This window comes from Paraburkholderia mimosarum LMG 23256 = NBRC 106338 (assembly GCF_000739815.1).
In the GTDB taxonomy this organism is placed as follows: domain Bacteria; phylum Pseudomonadota; class Gammaproteobacteria; order Burkholderiales; family Burkholderiaceae; genus Paraburkholderia; species Paraburkholderia mimosarum.
Map to the genome: position 1 here is coordinate 1 of NZ_BBJJ01000106.1, position 15,431 is coordinate 15,431.

The window sequence follows — 15,431 nt, forward strand, 5'->3', positions numbered from 1 at the left end:
GCATCGGTCGATTTCGGCGCTTTATCGCCCGATGATCCTGTTCGATGCTGTTATTCGTAAGCGGTAGTTTCTGCCGCGCCTAGCGCGGCCGGGTCAAGAAGGTCAAGCTGCGTCCGGCAACCTCAACATTGCGGACGCAACTTATGACTGACACTCAAACTGACTTTGACTTTCTTCCGCTGCGGGTAATCGGTAAAACGGCCAACGGCAAGAACCGGTACGACCGGGCAGGCAAGCGCAAGCTCATAGAGGCCTGCCAAAGACCAGGAGCCTCGGTTGCTGGGCTTGCGCTGAAGGCTGGCGTAAATTCCAACCAGCTTCGGCATGCAGCGGCATTCGTGCCGGTGCGGGAAGTCGCGGACGTCGGGCCTGCGCACCCGCTCCACAGGCTGCCAATGCCCGATGTCCTGCCGCCCCCGATGCGACGCGAGACGATGATGGCCTCGCAACATCCAGCGCCGCCTTCGCGCCTGGTTGCGCAGTTGCCCAACGGCGTGAGTCTTGAGCTTGAATGCGGGCAGCAGGATACGACGCTGCTCACCGCGATGATCGACGCGTTGAGGGACCGCTGATGCTGCGCTTCGCCGACGACCTTCCCGTCTACCTGCACCGCGAGCCGGTTGACTTCCGTTCCGGCGAGCATTCCTGTCGAACGTTACAAGCGGCGCGCGAAGACTGACCGGCTTGATGCGATCAAGCTGGTGATCAACTTGCGCGCATGGCTGCATGGTGAACGAGATCGCATGCACCTGGTTCGTGTACCGTCCCCACAGGACGAGGCCTCGCGTCATCTCATGCGTGATCGAGGTCAGCTGCAAAAGGAAGTGCTGCAGCACCGCGACCGCATGAGAAAACTGCTAATAACCTTTGGCTGCTGGGACGAAGTCGATCATAAGGCGTTCGGTGACCGGCTCGAACGCGGTGAGATCACATGTCACGACGGCGCGGCCCTACCCGCGGAACTGCGCGAGCGGCTGCTACGCGAGACAGAATGGGCCTCTGTTGAATTCCGAGTGGGTGGTATCGTCCGTTTTTTTGCATAACAAGACAAAGAGAAGTCATGCATAGCCAACTGTTCGAAGCCGCATTGGGTGTGAGCGATCCGTGGTTCGTAAGCGGCGTCGATTTCGACGCGGCCGCCAAGCAACTGACGATTCAGATCGACTTCACTGCTGGAAGCCGCTTTCCCCATCCGGAGGTGGCTGGCGCGCATCCCGTACATGACACTGTCGTCAAGCGCTACCGGCACCTGAACTTCTTCCAGCATGACTGCTATCTCGAAGTGCGCACGCCGCGCGTGAGGCTGCCCGATGGCCGCGTCGCGCTCGTCGAACCCAGTTGGGCCGGCAAGCTCAGCGGCTTCACGCTGCTGTTCGAGGCTATGGTGCTCACACTCGCCCAGCAGATGCCTTTTGCCGCCGTGGCCCGCGCCGTCGGCGAGTCGTGGCATCGCGTACACGCGATCTGCAAGCGCTACGCCGAACTGGCGTTGGCCGAGATTATCTGTCCGACGTGACGAGCGCTGCCGTCGACGAGACCTCCTATAAGCGCGTGCACAACTATCTGACGCTCTTGGCCGACGCCAAACAACGCAAGCTCGTGTTCGTTACTGAAGGCCGGGACGCCGCCACCATCGAGCAGTTTCGCCGCCCATCTGCAAGCGCACAACGCCACGCCCGGGCAAATCACCTCGGTCAGCATCGACATGTCGCCTGCCTTCATCAAGGGTGTCAGCGAGCACCTGCCCAACGCCCGTATCACCTTCGACAAATTCCACGTTGTCGCTCAGGCATCGTTTGCTCTGGACAAGACGCGGCGGCTCGAGCAGAAGACCGACCCGGACTCAAGGGCCTGCGCTGGGCACTGCTCACGGACCGCGACCGGCTGAGCGTGGCGCAGCGTGCCGATCTGGACGCGCTCGTTGCCAACGTTACGACCAAGCGCACCGCCCGCGCCTGGCTCTATCGCGAGCAATTGCGCGACATCCTAGATCGCAACCAGATCAACGTCGTCTCCGAGATGCTCGAGCAGTGGTGTATCAACGTGATGCGCTCCAAGGTCGAACCCATGAAGGAGGTTGCGCGCATGATCCGCAAGCACTTCGACGGCATCGTCGCCTGGACCCAGACGCGTCAGACCAACGGCTTCCTGGAGGCTCTCAACGGCCTGTTTCAGGCCGCCAAGCGACGCGCGCGCGGTTACGCCAACCTCACTACCATGCGGACCGTGCTGTTCCTGATCGCCGGCAAGCTCGACTTCACTTCGATCAACCCGCATGCGGCATAACCCACTCAAATCTCAACAGAGCCAGGTTTATTCGATGCCTGCCATCGGCGCCGCTCAATGCGAAATGCTCTCCAGCGACTTGCCGAGCGTCCGGGGCCCCATCAACCCGTTGGACACCATCACGAGCGCCATCGCCCCCGCGATGAAAACGAACACGCCAGTCACGCCGAACGCCTTGAGCGTAAAGGCGATGACGAAGGAACTGAATACCGCCGAGAGCCGGCTCCACGAATAGACGAAGCCCACGGCGCGCGCGCGGATGGCCGTCGGGTAAAGCTCCTGCTGGTACGTGTGATAGGTAAACGAAATGATGTTCCCGGCGAGCGTCAGCAGCACGCCGAGCGTCACGATCGCCACCGCCGCCGAAGCCTGGCTGAACAACAATCCGCTCACGATATTGATCGCCGCCATGCCGCCGATCACATGCTTGCGCTCGAAACGGTCGGCAATCCAGTAGCCGAGCAGCGGACCCAGTGGCGCGGCGAGCCCGATCACCGTGGTGTACATGAGGCTCGACGTGACCGTAATGCCCTGCTTCACGAGCAGCGTGGGCACCCAGTTCGCGAAGCCGTAAAAGCCCACCGTCTGGAAGATATGGAAGACGATGAGCATAACGGTGCGTTTGCCGTACGGCGGCTTCCACATGTCCGCGAAACCGGCTTTTCGCGGCACCGGGTCGGTTGGGCCGACTGCAGGCAGCGGCGCACCGTATTGCCGCGCCACCTTTGCTTCGAGGTCCGCCAATAACGCTGCGGCTTCTTCGGTGCGGCCTTTACTCGCGAGCCAACGCGGACTCTCGGGCAGATTGCGCCGGAAGTACCAGACAAAGAGCGCGCTGATGCCGCCCAGCAGCACGACCCAGCGCCATCCATCGAGCCCAAACGGCACACGCGGCACCAAGAGCCACGAAAGAAACGCAACGACCGGCACCGCCGAAAAGCCGATTGCCTGGCACACGGCGAACGCCCTGCCGCGCAAGTGTTTGGGCGCAAGCTCCGAGAGGTACGTGCCGATGGTCACGAGTTCGACGCCAATGCCGAGTCCCGAGACGAAACGCCAGAGGTTCAGGCCGCTCGCCGTGTCCCGGAAGGCCATGACCGTGTTCGCCGCGACGTACCACAGCAGCGACCATGTGAAGATGGCTCGCCGCCCGAAGCGGTCCGCAAGGAAGCCGCATGCGGCCGTGCCGATGAAGAGCCCGCAAAAGAGTGCGGCAATGAAGCTTGCCACGCCCGAAGTGCCGAAGAGGCCGGGCGTGGTCGAGGTGAGAATGCCGCTTTTGACCAGACCCGGTGCGACATAACCGGTGAAGAGCAGATCGTACAGTTCGAAGAAAAATCCGAGACTGAGCAGCAAGATCAGCTTCCATACCGCGCGCGTGGCCGGAAGCCGGTCGAGACGGGCCGATATCGTGCCGTACTGCGCGCTGCCGTCGGCAGCCGCGTTTGCATCGATGGGTGTTCCATGGTCAGCGGCCCGCAGATTCGCCGCGCCCTCCAGAATGGCCATGCCTGCCTCCAATGTACTCTACTTTAGACATTCAGCACCCCTAAGCGCATCTCGTTATACACATCTCGGACTACGCAGCTTCGTGGCGAAGTCCGCGTAGTGTTTCGGCTGCTGTCATGACGCGTTCCGGACCTTGCCAGATCGTCTTGGCGCCCGGTTCGCCATCGCTTTTTCGGGCAAGGAAACCGCCGCATTGAGCCACCAGTCGAAGCACCACATTCAGTTTCTGTGCGCCTTCTGGCATGCGCCTTTTCATCAGCGGGTAGGAACTTTGAACAATCGGCGCGCAGCATGAACGAGCATCAACAATTCGAAGACGACGAAATGAAGCCCTGCAAGCGTCTGCGGAAGTCGCTCGTAGTCTCGTGCGAGCCGCCGAAAGCGATTCAACCAGCCAAAGCTGCGCTCGACCACCCAGCGACGCGGCAGGAGGACAAAGCCTTTTTTCGCCTCCGGCAACTTGATGACCTGCAGTTCAATGCCTTCATCACGCGCGGCCTGAGCCGCATCCTCACCTGTATAGCCTTGGTCAGCGAATGCGACCTTCACTGCCTGGCCTGTTACCTGCTGAACCTGACGAGCAAGCTCGGCAACCTGCGCTCGCTCCTGCTCGTTGGCCGGCGTAATGTGCACAGCCAGCAGATTGCCCAGCGTATCGACCGCCATGTGTACCTTGCTTCCACGCTTGCGCTTATAGCCATCGTAGCCCGCACGCGGGCCGCTTTCGCACGTGGACTGCAACGTGCGTCCATCCAGGATAACCGCGCTGGGTTGCCCCCGGCGCTCCTAGGCGACACGCAGCACAGAACGCAAATCGCTGGCCATCGCCTCGAAACAACCTGCGTTCAGCCATCGTTGTGTTTGCTGATAGACCAGTTCCCACGGCGGGAAGTTGGTCGGCAGCATACGCCACGAGGCACCGGCTCGCGCCATCCAGCGCAGCGCGTTGAACATTTCGCGAAGTTCGTATCGGCGTTGCGGTGCGTCCTCGTTCATCAAGGTCAAGTACGGAGCGGCGAAGCTCCATTCTTCGTCCGTCACATTAGTCGGGTATGGCTTGCCTGCTGTCATCACACCAAGATACCAGGTCCAACTGAAAGTCCCTAACACCCTCTAATCGCGCTGGCCAACGAGCCATCATCGGCGCCGACGACCGTCAAGTGTCAACCGGAACGAGTCAAATCTGTTTCGAATGTGGATCTATGTCACAATATCACCAATCACGAGCTTTCTAGATATGAAATTTATTTTCATATCTAGAAGATTTTTTGATATCTATCGATCGGTTTCGTCGGGGATATACCTCACCGGGATCTGTCGCTCCTGCACGTCCCACCTGCAGACCTCACGTGCGCGCATCAATCAAACGCATTGGCGTCGGCCATCGGGGCGGCAGTTGCGTCGTCGCCTTCCGCCCAGCCACCGCCCAGCGCGAGATACAGCTTCACCGTTGCCAGCGCGGCATCGGTTTGCGCCAGCACCAGTTCGTCCTCGCGCTGTAACGCATCGATAAGTGGTCCTGTAAAACTGCTTGGATTTCGGTAGCCTGGGTTTTTCCCAAGTACCGAGGTGGCGTGTGCGACAACGCCCGGCATCACAGATCATGAACGGCTCCAAAGTTAATATCCGCTGTCTTCGTTTACAAGCCATCCCATCGCAGAATTACGAATAATTTGTGGGTAATCCTGAGGGCAATCCCGGGGCGGTTCATTCCTATCGATTAGAATTTTTTCTAGACTCTTCATCCTTATCGCGAAACTACCGATCTAACACGCTAATTCGTTCTCGCTTCGGCTCGCGCTGCAGCGATCGCCGCATCCCGCTCCTTCCTGGCTTGCGCTTTCTTGCCGTCATAAACCTTCTTTGCTGCCGCCACTTTCCTTCTGTAGGCTTGATTCGCGGCCGCCTCGCTCTGGCGCATCCTGACGATCACGTCATTACTTCCGACTTGTGCCGCAGGCAAGGTTGGCGACGCTTCCGACTGGTTCTGTGCCCAGGCCGTCAACGCACACGTCAAAATCGCGCCGGCCAACATCACTCTCATCAGCTTCATTAGCTTCTCCTATTTTTGATTTCACATCCGGCCCTCGATCTGCCTCACAGCTCGAACGTTGAGCAAGAGATATGGGAAGGCGGCGGATTACCACCTGATCATGTTTGACGGCATCGATGCTGGTCCGTTGCAAACGGGGGAGGCGTCCGTATAACTCTCGCATGAAGTGTTTTTTGTAGCATCGTCGCGATCGGGAACGGTGGTCGTCCGGTATTGCCGGCGGAACAGTTCGGCTCGCTCAGCACAATCAGCCTCGACCATTGCACAATGCGCTGGATTTCGTCGGGAAATTGCCGCTTGCGCGTAAGCTTCGCCGACGGATCCGGATCACGACGAAGTTGCTTCATTGAGGCTCTCCTGAGCCGCAACGTTCCTACCACGAAACACAACTCGCGCATCGACACTGGGACTTTCATACCTTCCTTAGCTTGCTGCAGTTCAGCAAGTAGGCGGACATCTCCAACCTATTTCTAGTCTCGAACGCTCTAGACTCTCGTGCGGGCTTTCATTAAGAGAGCCCATGCCGTCGCAAAGGGATTCGCGCAAAGTCTGCCGATCGGTATTCGATTCCTTATTGCGCGCCGTCTTGCATGCGCCCCTATTAGTCGGGCGGACTGTGACGGTGGGCCTTACCGCATCGCCGATTCAGGTCCGAACGACAGAACGGGCTCGCGAGGATATCGTCCACGCGACTAGCAGGAAAAAGCGAGCGGAGCGCCACCTCAATTGCTTGCCAGTCGGTAAAAGCACCGCTTTCGGCGTATTCGAAGGCCTTCCTCAGGATATCCTCGCGCCACACCAACGTGTCGGCATTGATGACATTCTTCATCGTCGCATTCGCTTCGGGTAACCGTTCGTGTGCCATCGTACGTAACCTCTCAGGCGTTTCCAGGGCCACCGTGCTAGGTCGACTGCTTTCCGCTCCTAACCATGGTGCGCCATGCTTAGAAAGCCTGCCGCCTGCTCGCGCACCCACATTCGCAAAGATACGCATATGTTTCGCCTTCGACGTTGATATGCGTCAATGCTGAGAACAGGCCCCCCGACGAAGTGTTTCGCTCTCGGCAAGAGCGTTCGTGCACGCGGCAATGCGCGTGCGGTATGCGTTAGGTGGCTTTGTTCAAGAGGGCCGCTTGCGCGGCGGCCGTGGGTCGGGTAGAAAGAGTCCGGTGATCTATCCGACGAGAGTAGTCATTTCTGTTAGCGTGAACTGCGATTTGCCATAAGGTTGCGGCTGTGGCTCGGCGAGTTCAGCCGCAACTGTCAAGAGGAACAACCGCTTCGCCGTTGGAAGTGGTCGTCGCAGTGTGGCGAGTCCGAACGTCGGCTGTGGGTCGCATGCTGCCGATCGCAGCTTGGCGGGCTTAAAGCTGCCTATGCAAATTGCATCAGTCGGCACCCGGCCAATTGCCGCCCTTCAGAATTGGCTTTGGCAGATCATTCGAGCGGCGGCTCTGATCAAACAACCGACCTTTATGGCGAACGAGATGAACCGCTCCTCGAGCTTTCGGACAGCGGACTCGTCAGTGAAGATATAAGACAGTTTCTGGCACGTGGGTCTCCAAATGGAGAGGCAGATCCGCCGGCGACGGCTCTATCCCGTTCGCCGGCGGTAAAACCTCAATGCAGAACGGCTTCTGCGATCCCGGCTAATGCGCAGAGAACCACCACGACCAGTGGCGCAATTTTCCAGCGCGTCAACAGGAAAAAACCGATGATAGCGATTGCGAAGTCAGACTCGGTGTGCACGGCGCTGGTCCACACCGGCGAGTACAGGGCGGTGGCCAGCAGTCCGACGACGGCTGCATTGACTCCGGACAGCATGGCGGTCATCGACGGGCGCGCTCGTAGCGCTTGCCAGTACGGCAGTGCCGCAAGCACAAGCAAGAGACCGGGCAGAAAGATGCCGGCGGTCGCGAGCAACGCTCCCCAAGCGTGGCTCTGTGTCCCAGTCATGATCCAGCCAAGGAAGGCGGCGAAGGTAAAGAGCGGACCAGGAACCGCCTGTGCGGCACCATATCCCGCAAGAAAGTCGTTTGACGACACCCAACCCGTTGCCACGGTTTCCTGCTGAAGAAGCGGAAGGACGACGTGACCACCACCGAAGACGAGCGCGCCGGAACGGTAAAACCCATCGAACACCCGGATCGCGTGCGCGGAATCGAACGCCATCAATGCAGGAAGTCCGAAAAGGAGGATACAGAACAAGCCGAGCGCGATCGCACCTGCCACGCGCGACACACGAAACTGCTGTGTGTGTTCATGTGTCGCCGCGAGGCTTCCCGGCGTGGGCGTTCGACACAACGCAATGCCGAGCAGTGCCCCCATCACGATCACGACTAGTTGCGCATAGACGGTGGCCAGGACGGCAAGAATCGCAATGGCAGCGAGCGCGATACCCGCCCGGCGATGATCAGGACACAAGTGGCGCGCCATATCCCACACGGCTTGCGAAACGACCGCAACAGCGACGAGCTTCAGCCCATGAATCACGCCGCTGCCGACCGGGCCGCCAAGCGATGGCGCGAGGATCGCGAAGCCGATTAAAAGCGCGATAGACGGCAGCGTGAAGCCGCACCATGCTGCGACCCCGCCGAGCCAGCCTGCGCGCAGCAATCCGAGGGAAAAGCCTGTCTGGCTGCTGGCCGGGCCCGGCAGAAACTGGCAAAGGCCGACCAGGTCGGTGAACATCTCGTCATTGAGCCAGCGACGTCGCTCGACAAATTCACGGCGGAAGTAGCCGATGTGAGCGACCGGGCCACCAAAGGACGTCAACCCGAGCTTCAGAAATACCAAAAGAACCTCAACTGCAGAGCCCGCTCGTCGCTTGGACGCCGTCATGTTTACTTCCATAAAGCCCTCGAATCGTGGATTACGGTAAGCACGACGCTAGAGATCGCGCGGCGTCAGTCATCTTCGCAATGCTCGCCGAATAGACTCATTGGCGACTGCGACGAAGCGCCGCAATTGGAACAGTCGGAACATGTGATGTGTAGACGATGTGTAACCTCCTAATGTTACATGACACACCGCGCCACTCAGAGGTCTCGTCTCCGTTCCGAGGCGGCCCCTCGCGGCTTGGGCGGCCAATGCCCGCTCTGGGTCGCTTTATGCCATTTGCATGAAAGGCCGCGCCCGCAGCGATCGCCACGCTTGGTCGTCGGGCGCTAGCCGGCCATTCCCGGACGTTGGTTTGTTGTTGGCGACTGTCTCTTCGTGCTCGTATAACGGTCGAGCAGGATGATCACATCGGCTCGCGTTGCGAGGCATCGTTGAAATCGAAAATCACCAAAGCGAAACTTGAGGCGAGAGTCCTTCCGTTGGATGAAATTTGGCACCTCGTCAAGCACGTAATCGGTAATTCACCGACGTCCTTGCGATCTCAGACGTCCTGATGCAAGGGCGAGCGCAGCTCATGGCGTCTTCATCTTTGTCATCATGCTTGTCATGCATTGTCGTCGGCGAATTTTACTTGACCGCGTTATTGCCACAAAACCCATCCATCCGTGGCGAGCATCCGTCCAGGCGCGGCAACAAGGTGCTCAAACTCGCCTTGTTTCTATCGGCCTTCGCGGCCCTGAGAGACCCCATCTCACTGGCTTACTACGCACGCAAGGTCCGCACCTTTTACGAACCCAAATCAGCCCCTAACGCTTGATGAACCACATAGCCCCCCCAACGCGTCGACGCACGTGAGCATGCATCCGGTTTTTCGCCCCGCCGGAGGTTCATGATCTGTGATGTTGACGTATCCAATCGTGTGCACGTTCGAGCGCGAATTGGTGAGTGGTGTCAACGTCGGCGAAATGCGGTCCAATTAGGCCGGAGCGCTCGATGCGCTCGCTGTTTCTGGTGACCTCAAAACTCGCGCGATATTTGCTGTCGCGCACCGGTTCCGCGGCCACGTAGATGGCGTAGCCATGGGGACCGTCTACGTGCATGCCGTGCTGCCTCATATGGCTCGGGCGCCAAGGCGTCGGTCGCCAGCTATTGAGTGTGGAATCGTGAAGTGTGTCGAAGTTCCTGGACGACGCCTCACCGGCAACTGGCTGTCCAGAATCTACGCTTTCGCGACTCAGCGTGCAGTTCGGTCGACGATGAGAGTTGTATTTTTCCATGAGGAGAGTCGGTTGGGATGCCGCAGTAGTTTTGCTTTGCGCAGCAGTGACATCACACACCTCCGAGTCGGCCGCCGAGCCAAGCTGGAGTGCAATGCGCGCCAAGGGTCCCAATGAGAGCAAGAGGGCACTATTTTTCTTTTGCTGGCAAGTTTGCCATGTTTCAGGGCTGCTCCAGATAATGCGGGGCTCAGCGGTTTCAAATGCGGAGTGGATTTTGTTCGACTGCGACGCTTCTGGGGTGGGTAACAGCTCAGGCAAATTGGGAAAACTGCGGCCGCAGAGTGTCAGCCGACGAGTCATCTCGGCCAATGTGCCGTTGCTCAGCCACTCATTGAAATGCCGCCGACAAGTAGGCTGGGAAGGATAGCAACCGGGAAGCTTTGACCAAGGCTGACACGTTGACAGGAGCCACAGAACGGCATTAGCGATTATGCGGGGTGGGACGCAGGGACGTCCGCGTCTAAATACGACGCTGCCGGGAGCGCTTGACAAAAGCGACGACAATTGCGCCCATTCGTCGTCCGTCAGCTCTTCAAAAGTCATTCAATTTTCCTATAGCTTCGCCTAGCCATTTGGTTTATCAAAATGTTTGTGTCACAATTTTGAAGTCTTTTTTAGGATGACTCGAGTTTAGACATTCAGCACCTCGATGAGGGGCGCTGAAAAATGATTCGGAATTCGAAAAAACTTGACATGGAAAGGCAAGCGTGAGGCCGCCGCGCTGCTTGCGCGAGGTTTTAGCGCAAGCAGCGCGGCGGCCAATGAGAATCGTTTTCGATTCTCTTGTGATTGCTCATGTCCTTGTCGAAACGCACTGAGTTTTACCTCAGCGAATGGATCAACGTTCTGCTTACCGCCGTGCCGCTTCGCTCGCAGACCAGCTTCCTCGAGCTGCTGTGCGGGTGCATGATTTCGCCCGAAGGGTGGGTGAGCCGCGCGATCTCCGCCATTAGGGGTACGCGGCACTGGACCGCCTATTTCAAGCTCCTGGAGCGTGGCACTTGGCGTACCGTGCCACTCGCGCGAGCGCTGCTGAGACTGGTACTCGCGGTATTGCCCAGCGGCATGCTTACTATGGTCCTGGACGATACGCTGATTATGCGCTGCTCGAAGAAGGCGCCGGGCGTGGCCTGGCGACGCGAGCACAGCGGCAAGACCAACCGGCCGAAACACATCTGGGCGCAGTGCGTCGTGACTCTGGGTGTGAGCGTGCTGGGCAACGCAGGCGTGGGCATGGTGTTGCCGATTCTCTCGCGACTGGTTCCAAAGACCGGCAACACCAACAAGCTCAGGATTGCGCTGGCACTTGTGCGTGCGGTCTCGGGTGTGACCGACCGGCCCATACGCGTGCTGTTCGACTCCTGGTTCATGCGCGCGCGGCTGGTCCTGCCATTGCTGCGTCGGAACATGCACGTCATCGGCCAGGCGCGTGTCGATACCGCGCTGTTTCAGCCGCCCGTACGATCGGATGCGCCCCGGCGTGGACGGCCGTGCATCTATGTCAAGCGTCTGAGCGCCGACGCCATCGAAGCGCTGCCCGTAACCGAATTGACGATGAGACTCTATGGCAAGGAACAGCGCGTGCGCCTGCGTTCGATCGTCGCCGTGGCTCGCTTCCACAAGGGCACAACCGTGCGCGCCGTCTGGTGCCAGTTCTACAACGACAAGCGGCAGGAATGGACAAAGCGACGCCTGATCCTGGCTTCCGAAGTGGATCTGGATGCACAAACCATCGTTCAGCTTTACGCGCGCCGCTGGAGCATAGAACCGCTGTTTCACAATCTCAAGCGTTGGTGGGGATTCAACAATCTCTGGCAGCAGACGCGCACCGTACTCGAACTCTGTATGCAGATCCGTTCCTGTGCCTGGACACTCACGCAATTGCTCAGCCTGGCGATTGCCGAAGACTTCCCGATGCGCGAGATCGCGCCGTGGAGAATCGGTCAGCCCGTCACGGCGGGCCTGGTCGCCCAATGGCTGCGCCGGGAATTTACCGGACTTGCCCCCATTGCTCACGCGCATGGAAAATCCCGAAAATTCCAGAGGCCCGAAGCCCGTCATGCCCCTTGAGCAAATGCGTAATGCCGCGTCTGCGGCCCTGTAAGCCGGTTTCATCGAAATCTCAGTCTCGTCCGCTACGACATCACCGCTACTCGGTAACAGTCGGCGATCGCGTTCGAGTGGCTGAAGTCCAGTTAGGATGAAGTAGATCAAAGTTTCACCTGCCGCTCCTCCAAAGAGGCAATGGTATCGTTCGGATACCCTGCGGTGGAGACGCCGCAATCGATGCCTTTTCGCATCGAGATTGACGCACCCCGCACCATCGTTTCACATGCTTTGCGATGCGTTTCGCCATCTGCGGGACATAACCCAGTTGAGGTACTGGATGACAAAGCTCTTCCCCGCTTTGAGGGCCGGATTTGTCAGATCAGCGATCTGATGTGATCCATCCTTCGTTGATCGTTGAGTCGCCGGTTGGCAACCGGCGTTGCGCCTTCTACCAATTAACCATGCCCATTTCCGGAGCCCGGCGTGCAATGAGTTGCTTCTGAATGAATTTCGTTGACCCGAAATCATGTTCACTCCGGCAAGAAATGACCAACTTCACCTGCCCTGCTCAGAATTGGCCTTTTGCTCGGCACTCGGTGCCACCGGCGTACGCGAATCGGCGATACCACCCACCCGCCCCCATGGCCCGATACACGCCGAGTACCTGTTTAAAGCGTGAGGCCTGCAGGCCGGCGAGCGCGAACTCGTGAAGAGCAAACTTCAGCCGCGAAAGCTTCTTGATCGCGGCAGGCATGTCGAATACCGCATTCACCGTGCCTTCGGCGCGACCTGAACGATAATGCCATCGGGTGGCGCCCACATCGCCCGGTTCGGCGCCGCGCGCCGTGACCACGGCCTCGATATCGCGAAACAGATCGGTATACCTCAGGCGGTTCTGCGCGATGCTCACCAGCGAATGCGCCGAATCAATATGCGACTGGTTGATTCTTGCCATTACTGCTGTTAAAGATTACGCGTGCGAGACGGCGTGCTCGGCGAGCAGATCGCGCATTCGCGTGAACATCGTGCGCGCTTCCAGCGCCTGTGCGTGGGCGGCGGCTATTTGCGCGCGAACGGGCTGCAGGCTGCCTTTCTCATTCCATCCGCTCGAGCATCTAGCCGGGCCTCACGCGATCTCCGACATCTATGTTGTGGGTGATCGGGATACCGAGCGACTGGTTGATCTCGTCCTGTGCCTGCAGCCGCACGGTGAGTGCGATGGCGCTTCCCGCTCCTGCTTCTCTATCGTGATCACGCGCACCGGACGTACTTTCGCCACGGGCGTCTCTTCGTTCCTGCGGCAGCCGGTCAACAGTGCAATGCAACCAGCACGCCCAGCGTCACGGTCAGTGGTCCGCCCGCAACCCCCTAACGGCGTGGATCGCTCCCGCGCCGACGCATACGCCGCTCTTCTCCAGCACCGCGCCGTAAGTACCATATTCACGGAACGGCGATCCGCAAGATCTCCCGATCAACCGAACTCTCTTGTAGATGCTCATATCCTCAGATCCGTGTGAGTTGGATGTCCGCGATTGACTAATGCAATTTGCACGCCCGACGGATCGTCATATAGACACAACCCATCGACCGAACCGGCTGTCGTAAGTGTCCAAAAATTGTCTCACATAGGACAATTCCGGAGATATTGCAACGCAATCCAACGGCCGAATGGCTTTGTTCAAGAGGGCCGCTTGCGCGGCGACCGCGGGTCGGGTAGAAAGAAGGTTCTGTTGCAGTACGGGTGTCGGGACGAGAAATGTCGATAGGGTAAGTATTGCTTATGATAAAAGGGAGTAAAACTGCTGGGAAGCAGACGACAGGTCTTTGCCCGCACATTTCATCTGTCCTTTCCTGATCATGTGCATTACCTCGATGCCGCCGAGAATGACCCTCGCAGGGTGGAAGTTCTTGAATCCCAGCATCGGCCGGGTCCGGCGTTTGATAGCCCGATGGTCCTGTTCGAGAGGGTAGCCTCGTTTCCTCTCGGAAACGAGGCCCCCGAAGAACGGAGCGTGCGACTTTCACCGCACTCCGCTCGCGCACAGCGTTAAGCGTCGTACTGACGCCGGCCTTGCCAACTACCAAGGCCTTCGCAAGCATCACGTCGTGAATTCGTCTTATGGCTGAGACGAAGGGCGCTGAACGTGGTCATCATGGTCTCTCACAAGCTTCCCTTCGATGAATCTCAAACATGGACTTGCGACAACTGCACCACACGGAAGTCTGCACCCTTTCGGGTCAGGGCAAAGTTCGAACCCCTATCCGCGCCATTACAGAGCGGCATTCGCTTTCTCCGCGTTCTCTCACCCACTCCACTAACAGATCTCCTTGCGGATTGCCTGCCGTCTCGCATAGGTTGCACGAGGTTGGCAGTGGGACTTACCACGTTCCCGTTCCTGCCGGCCCGATGTTCTGGGTCTGTCCGCTTAGGAACGGGTGAGAAATAACTTCCGGAAGTGGACCTGGCGGGCGCAAAGCGACGCTGGTAAGATGCGGTCTTCTGGAGGACAGACAATGCAGGCTGGCTACCGGGCTGAGGTTGAAACGCGGATGAAGCGGCTGTACATGCGGTTGTCGGAGAAGGACCGACGTCGGTATGCGGCGGTAGAGGCGGACAAGCTGGGGCATGGCGGTTTCGAATATATTGCGAAACTGTTTGAAATTGACCCGAAAATAATCAGGCAAGGGTTGAAGGACCTGGAAGAAGAACTGGATCCGGCTGGAGAGCGGATCCGAAAAAAAGGGGCGTGTTAACGGACCATCCGGAGTGGAACGCGGTATTTCTGGACGTGGTGCGAGAGCATACGGCGGGTAATCCACAACACGGCGTCATCTGGACAGATCTGAAGCCACGCGAAATCGCACAGGCGATGACGCAGCAGGTGGACGGACGGGTGAGCGTGCGAACCGTCCGGCAGCTGCTAAAACGCCACGGTTTTTCGCGGCGGCAATCACAGAAAAAGAAGTCGTTCAAATCCCACGCGCAACGCGACGCGCAATTTCAGCGTATTACGCAACTTAAGGCGGAATATCTCGAAGACGGCCAGCCTGTCATCAGCATCGATACGAAGAAAAAGGAGCTGCTGGGCAACTTCTATCGCGACGGCAAGCTCTACACGCGAGAACAGCTTGAAGTCCTCGACCACGATCTTCCGAGCTACAGCGAAGGCAGCGTCATTCCGCATGGGCTGTACGACATCGGCCTGAACAAGGCACATGTGAACATCGGCGTGAGCCGTGACACGACGCAGTTTGCCTGCGACAGCGTGGCGCACTGGCGGGAAAAACACGGTCGTGCCGATTATCCCCGAGCCACACGGTTACTGCGTTTGTGCGATGGCGGAGGCAGCAACCCAAGTTTCGATGGCCACGGTCTCTGGCGTACCATTACGAGCGATCGCCTTTTCAAAGAA

Annotated in this window: 12 protein-coding genes and 7 pseudogenes; 7 read left to right on the forward strand and 12 right to left on the reverse strand. The window is 58.7% G+C overall.

Annotated elements, in window-relative coordinates:
- Positions 1–143: 143 nt before the first annotated feature.
- The 3 genes and pseudogenes from BMI01S_RS44245 to BMI01S_RS44465 all read left to right on the forward strand — a co-directional run bounded on the left by BMI01S_RS44245 (position 144) and on the right by BMI01S_RS44465 (position 2,286).
- Positions 144–572 (forward strand): hypothetical protein, encoded by a 429-nt coding sequence (locus BMI01S_RS44245; protein ID WP_036047244.1) that lies wholly within the window; start codon positions 144–146, stop codon positions 570–572.
- A 60-nt stretch (positions 573–632) separates the two neighbouring features.
- Positions 633–992: pseudogene (locus BMI01S_RS33440) on the forward strand (IS110 family transposase); the annotation flags it as partial.
- Between the two features lie 68 nt (positions 993–1,060).
- Positions 1,061–2,286: pseudogene (locus tag BMI01S_RS44465) on the forward strand (ISL3 family transposase).
- A 54-nt stretch (positions 2,287–2,340) separates the two neighbouring features.
- Here BMI01S_RS44465 and BMI01S_RS33450 read toward each other — a convergent pair.
- From BMI01S_RS33450 to chrA, 8 genes and pseudogenes are all read right to left on the reverse strand, one after another.
- On the reverse strand, positions 2,341–3,795 hold the full coding sequence (locus BMI01S_RS33450; RefSeq protein ID WP_042292200.1) for an MFS transporter: 1,455 nt from the start codon (positions 3,793–3,795) through the stop codon (positions 2,341–2,343).
- Between the two features lie 70 nt (positions 3,796–3,865).
- Positions 3,866–4,015: pseudogene (locus BMI01S_RS39800) on the reverse strand (IS4 family transposase); the annotation flags it as partial.
- Positions 4,016–4,050: 35 nt separating this feature from the next.
- A pseudogene (locus BMI01S_RS33455) lies at positions 4,051–4,866 on the reverse strand (IS5 family transposase).
- Positions 4,867–5,153: 287 nt separating this feature from the next.
- Positions 5,154–5,390 (reverse strand): hypothetical protein, encoded by a 237-nt coding sequence (locus BMI01S_RS39805; protein WP_081901421.1) that lies wholly within the window; start codon positions 5,388–5,390, stop codon positions 5,154–5,156.
- Positions 5,391–5,569: 179 nt separating this feature from the next.
- On the reverse strand, positions 5,570–5,848 hold the full coding sequence (locus tag BMI01S_RS33460) for a hypothetical protein (RefSeq protein ID WP_028232714.1): 279 nt from the start codon (positions 5,846–5,848) through the stop codon (positions 5,570–5,572).
- Positions 5,849–5,946: 98 nt separating this feature from the next.
- Positions 5,947–6,195, reverse strand: a complete 249-nt coding sequence (locus BMI01S_RS41415; protein WP_154671456.1) for a hypothetical protein — start codon at positions 6,193–6,195, stop codon at positions 5,947–5,949.
- Between the two features lie 254 nt (positions 6,196–6,449).
- Positions 6,450–6,713 (reverse strand): hypothetical protein, encoded by a 264-nt coding sequence (locus BMI01S_RS33465; RefSeq protein ID WP_036046913.1) that lies wholly within the window; start codon positions 6,711–6,713, stop codon positions 6,450–6,452.
- Between the two features lie 755 nt (positions 6,714–7,468).
- The gene (gene chrA / locus BMI01S_RS33470; protein WP_028232712.1) at positions 7,469–8,701 is read right to left on the reverse strand and encodes a chromate efflux transporter; all 1,233 of its coding nucleotides are present in this window, start codon (positions 8,699–8,701) and stop codon (positions 7,469–7,471) included.
- A gap of 646 nt (positions 8,702–9,347) precedes the next feature.
- Between chrA and BMI01S_RS44260 the strand changes: the two are divergent.
- A pseudogene (locus tag BMI01S_RS44260) lies at positions 9,348–9,506 on the forward strand (IS110 family transposase); the annotation flags it as partial.
- A 70-nt stretch (positions 9,507–9,576) separates the two neighbouring features.
- Here the strand turns inward: BMI01S_RS44260 and BMI01S_RS39815 are convergent.
- Both BMI01S_RS39815 and BMI01S_RS44265 read right to left on the reverse strand, forming a co-directional pair.
- The gene (locus BMI01S_RS39815) at positions 9,577–10,278 is read right to left on the reverse strand and encodes a hypothetical protein (protein WP_244145459.1); all 702 of its coding nucleotides are present in this window, start codon (positions 10,276–10,278) and stop codon (positions 9,577–9,579) included.
- Positions 10,279–10,326: 48 nt separating this feature from the next.
- Positions 10,327–10,512: pseudogene (locus BMI01S_RS44265) on the reverse strand (transposase); the annotation flags it as partial.
- 252 nt (positions 10,513–10,764) lie between these two features.
- Between BMI01S_RS44265 and BMI01S_RS33475 the strand changes: the two are divergent.
- On the forward strand, positions 10,765–12,039 hold the full coding sequence (locus BMI01S_RS33475; protein ID WP_028232710.1) for an IS701 family transposase: 1,275 nt from the start codon (positions 10,765–10,767) through the stop codon (positions 12,037–12,039).
- A 547-nt stretch (positions 12,040–12,586) separates the two neighbouring features.
- Here BMI01S_RS33475 and BMI01S_RS33480 read toward each other — a convergent pair.
- Positions 12,587–12,973: a hypothetical protein gene (locus tag BMI01S_RS33480; RefSeq protein WP_028232709.1), complete on the reverse strand. Its 387-nt coding sequence runs from the start codon at positions 12,971–12,973 to the stop codon at positions 12,587–12,589.
- 823 nt (positions 12,974–13,796) lie between these two features.
- A pseudogene (locus BMI01S_RS39820) lies at positions 13,797–13,982 on the reverse strand (DDE-type integrase/transposase/recombinase); the annotation flags it as partial.
- A gap of 550 nt (positions 13,983–14,532) precedes the next feature.
- On the opposite strand from BMI01S_RS39820, the gene BMI01S_RS33490 reads away from it, so the two are divergent.
- Both BMI01S_RS33490 and BMI01S_RS33495 read left to right on the forward strand, forming a co-directional pair.
- Positions 14,533–14,772 carry a hypothetical protein gene (locus tag BMI01S_RS33490; RefSeq protein WP_062880707.1) on the forward strand — a complete coding sequence of 80 codons (240 nt, stop codon included), beginning with the start codon at positions 14,533–14,535 and terminating at the stop codon, positions 14,770–14,772.
- On the forward strand, positions 14,766–15,431 hold a 666-nt coding region (locus tag BMI01S_RS33495; protein WP_156123886.1), incomplete at its 3' end, for an ISAzo13 family transposase. The genes BMI01S_RS33490 and BMI01S_RS33495, both read left to right, overlap by 7 nt.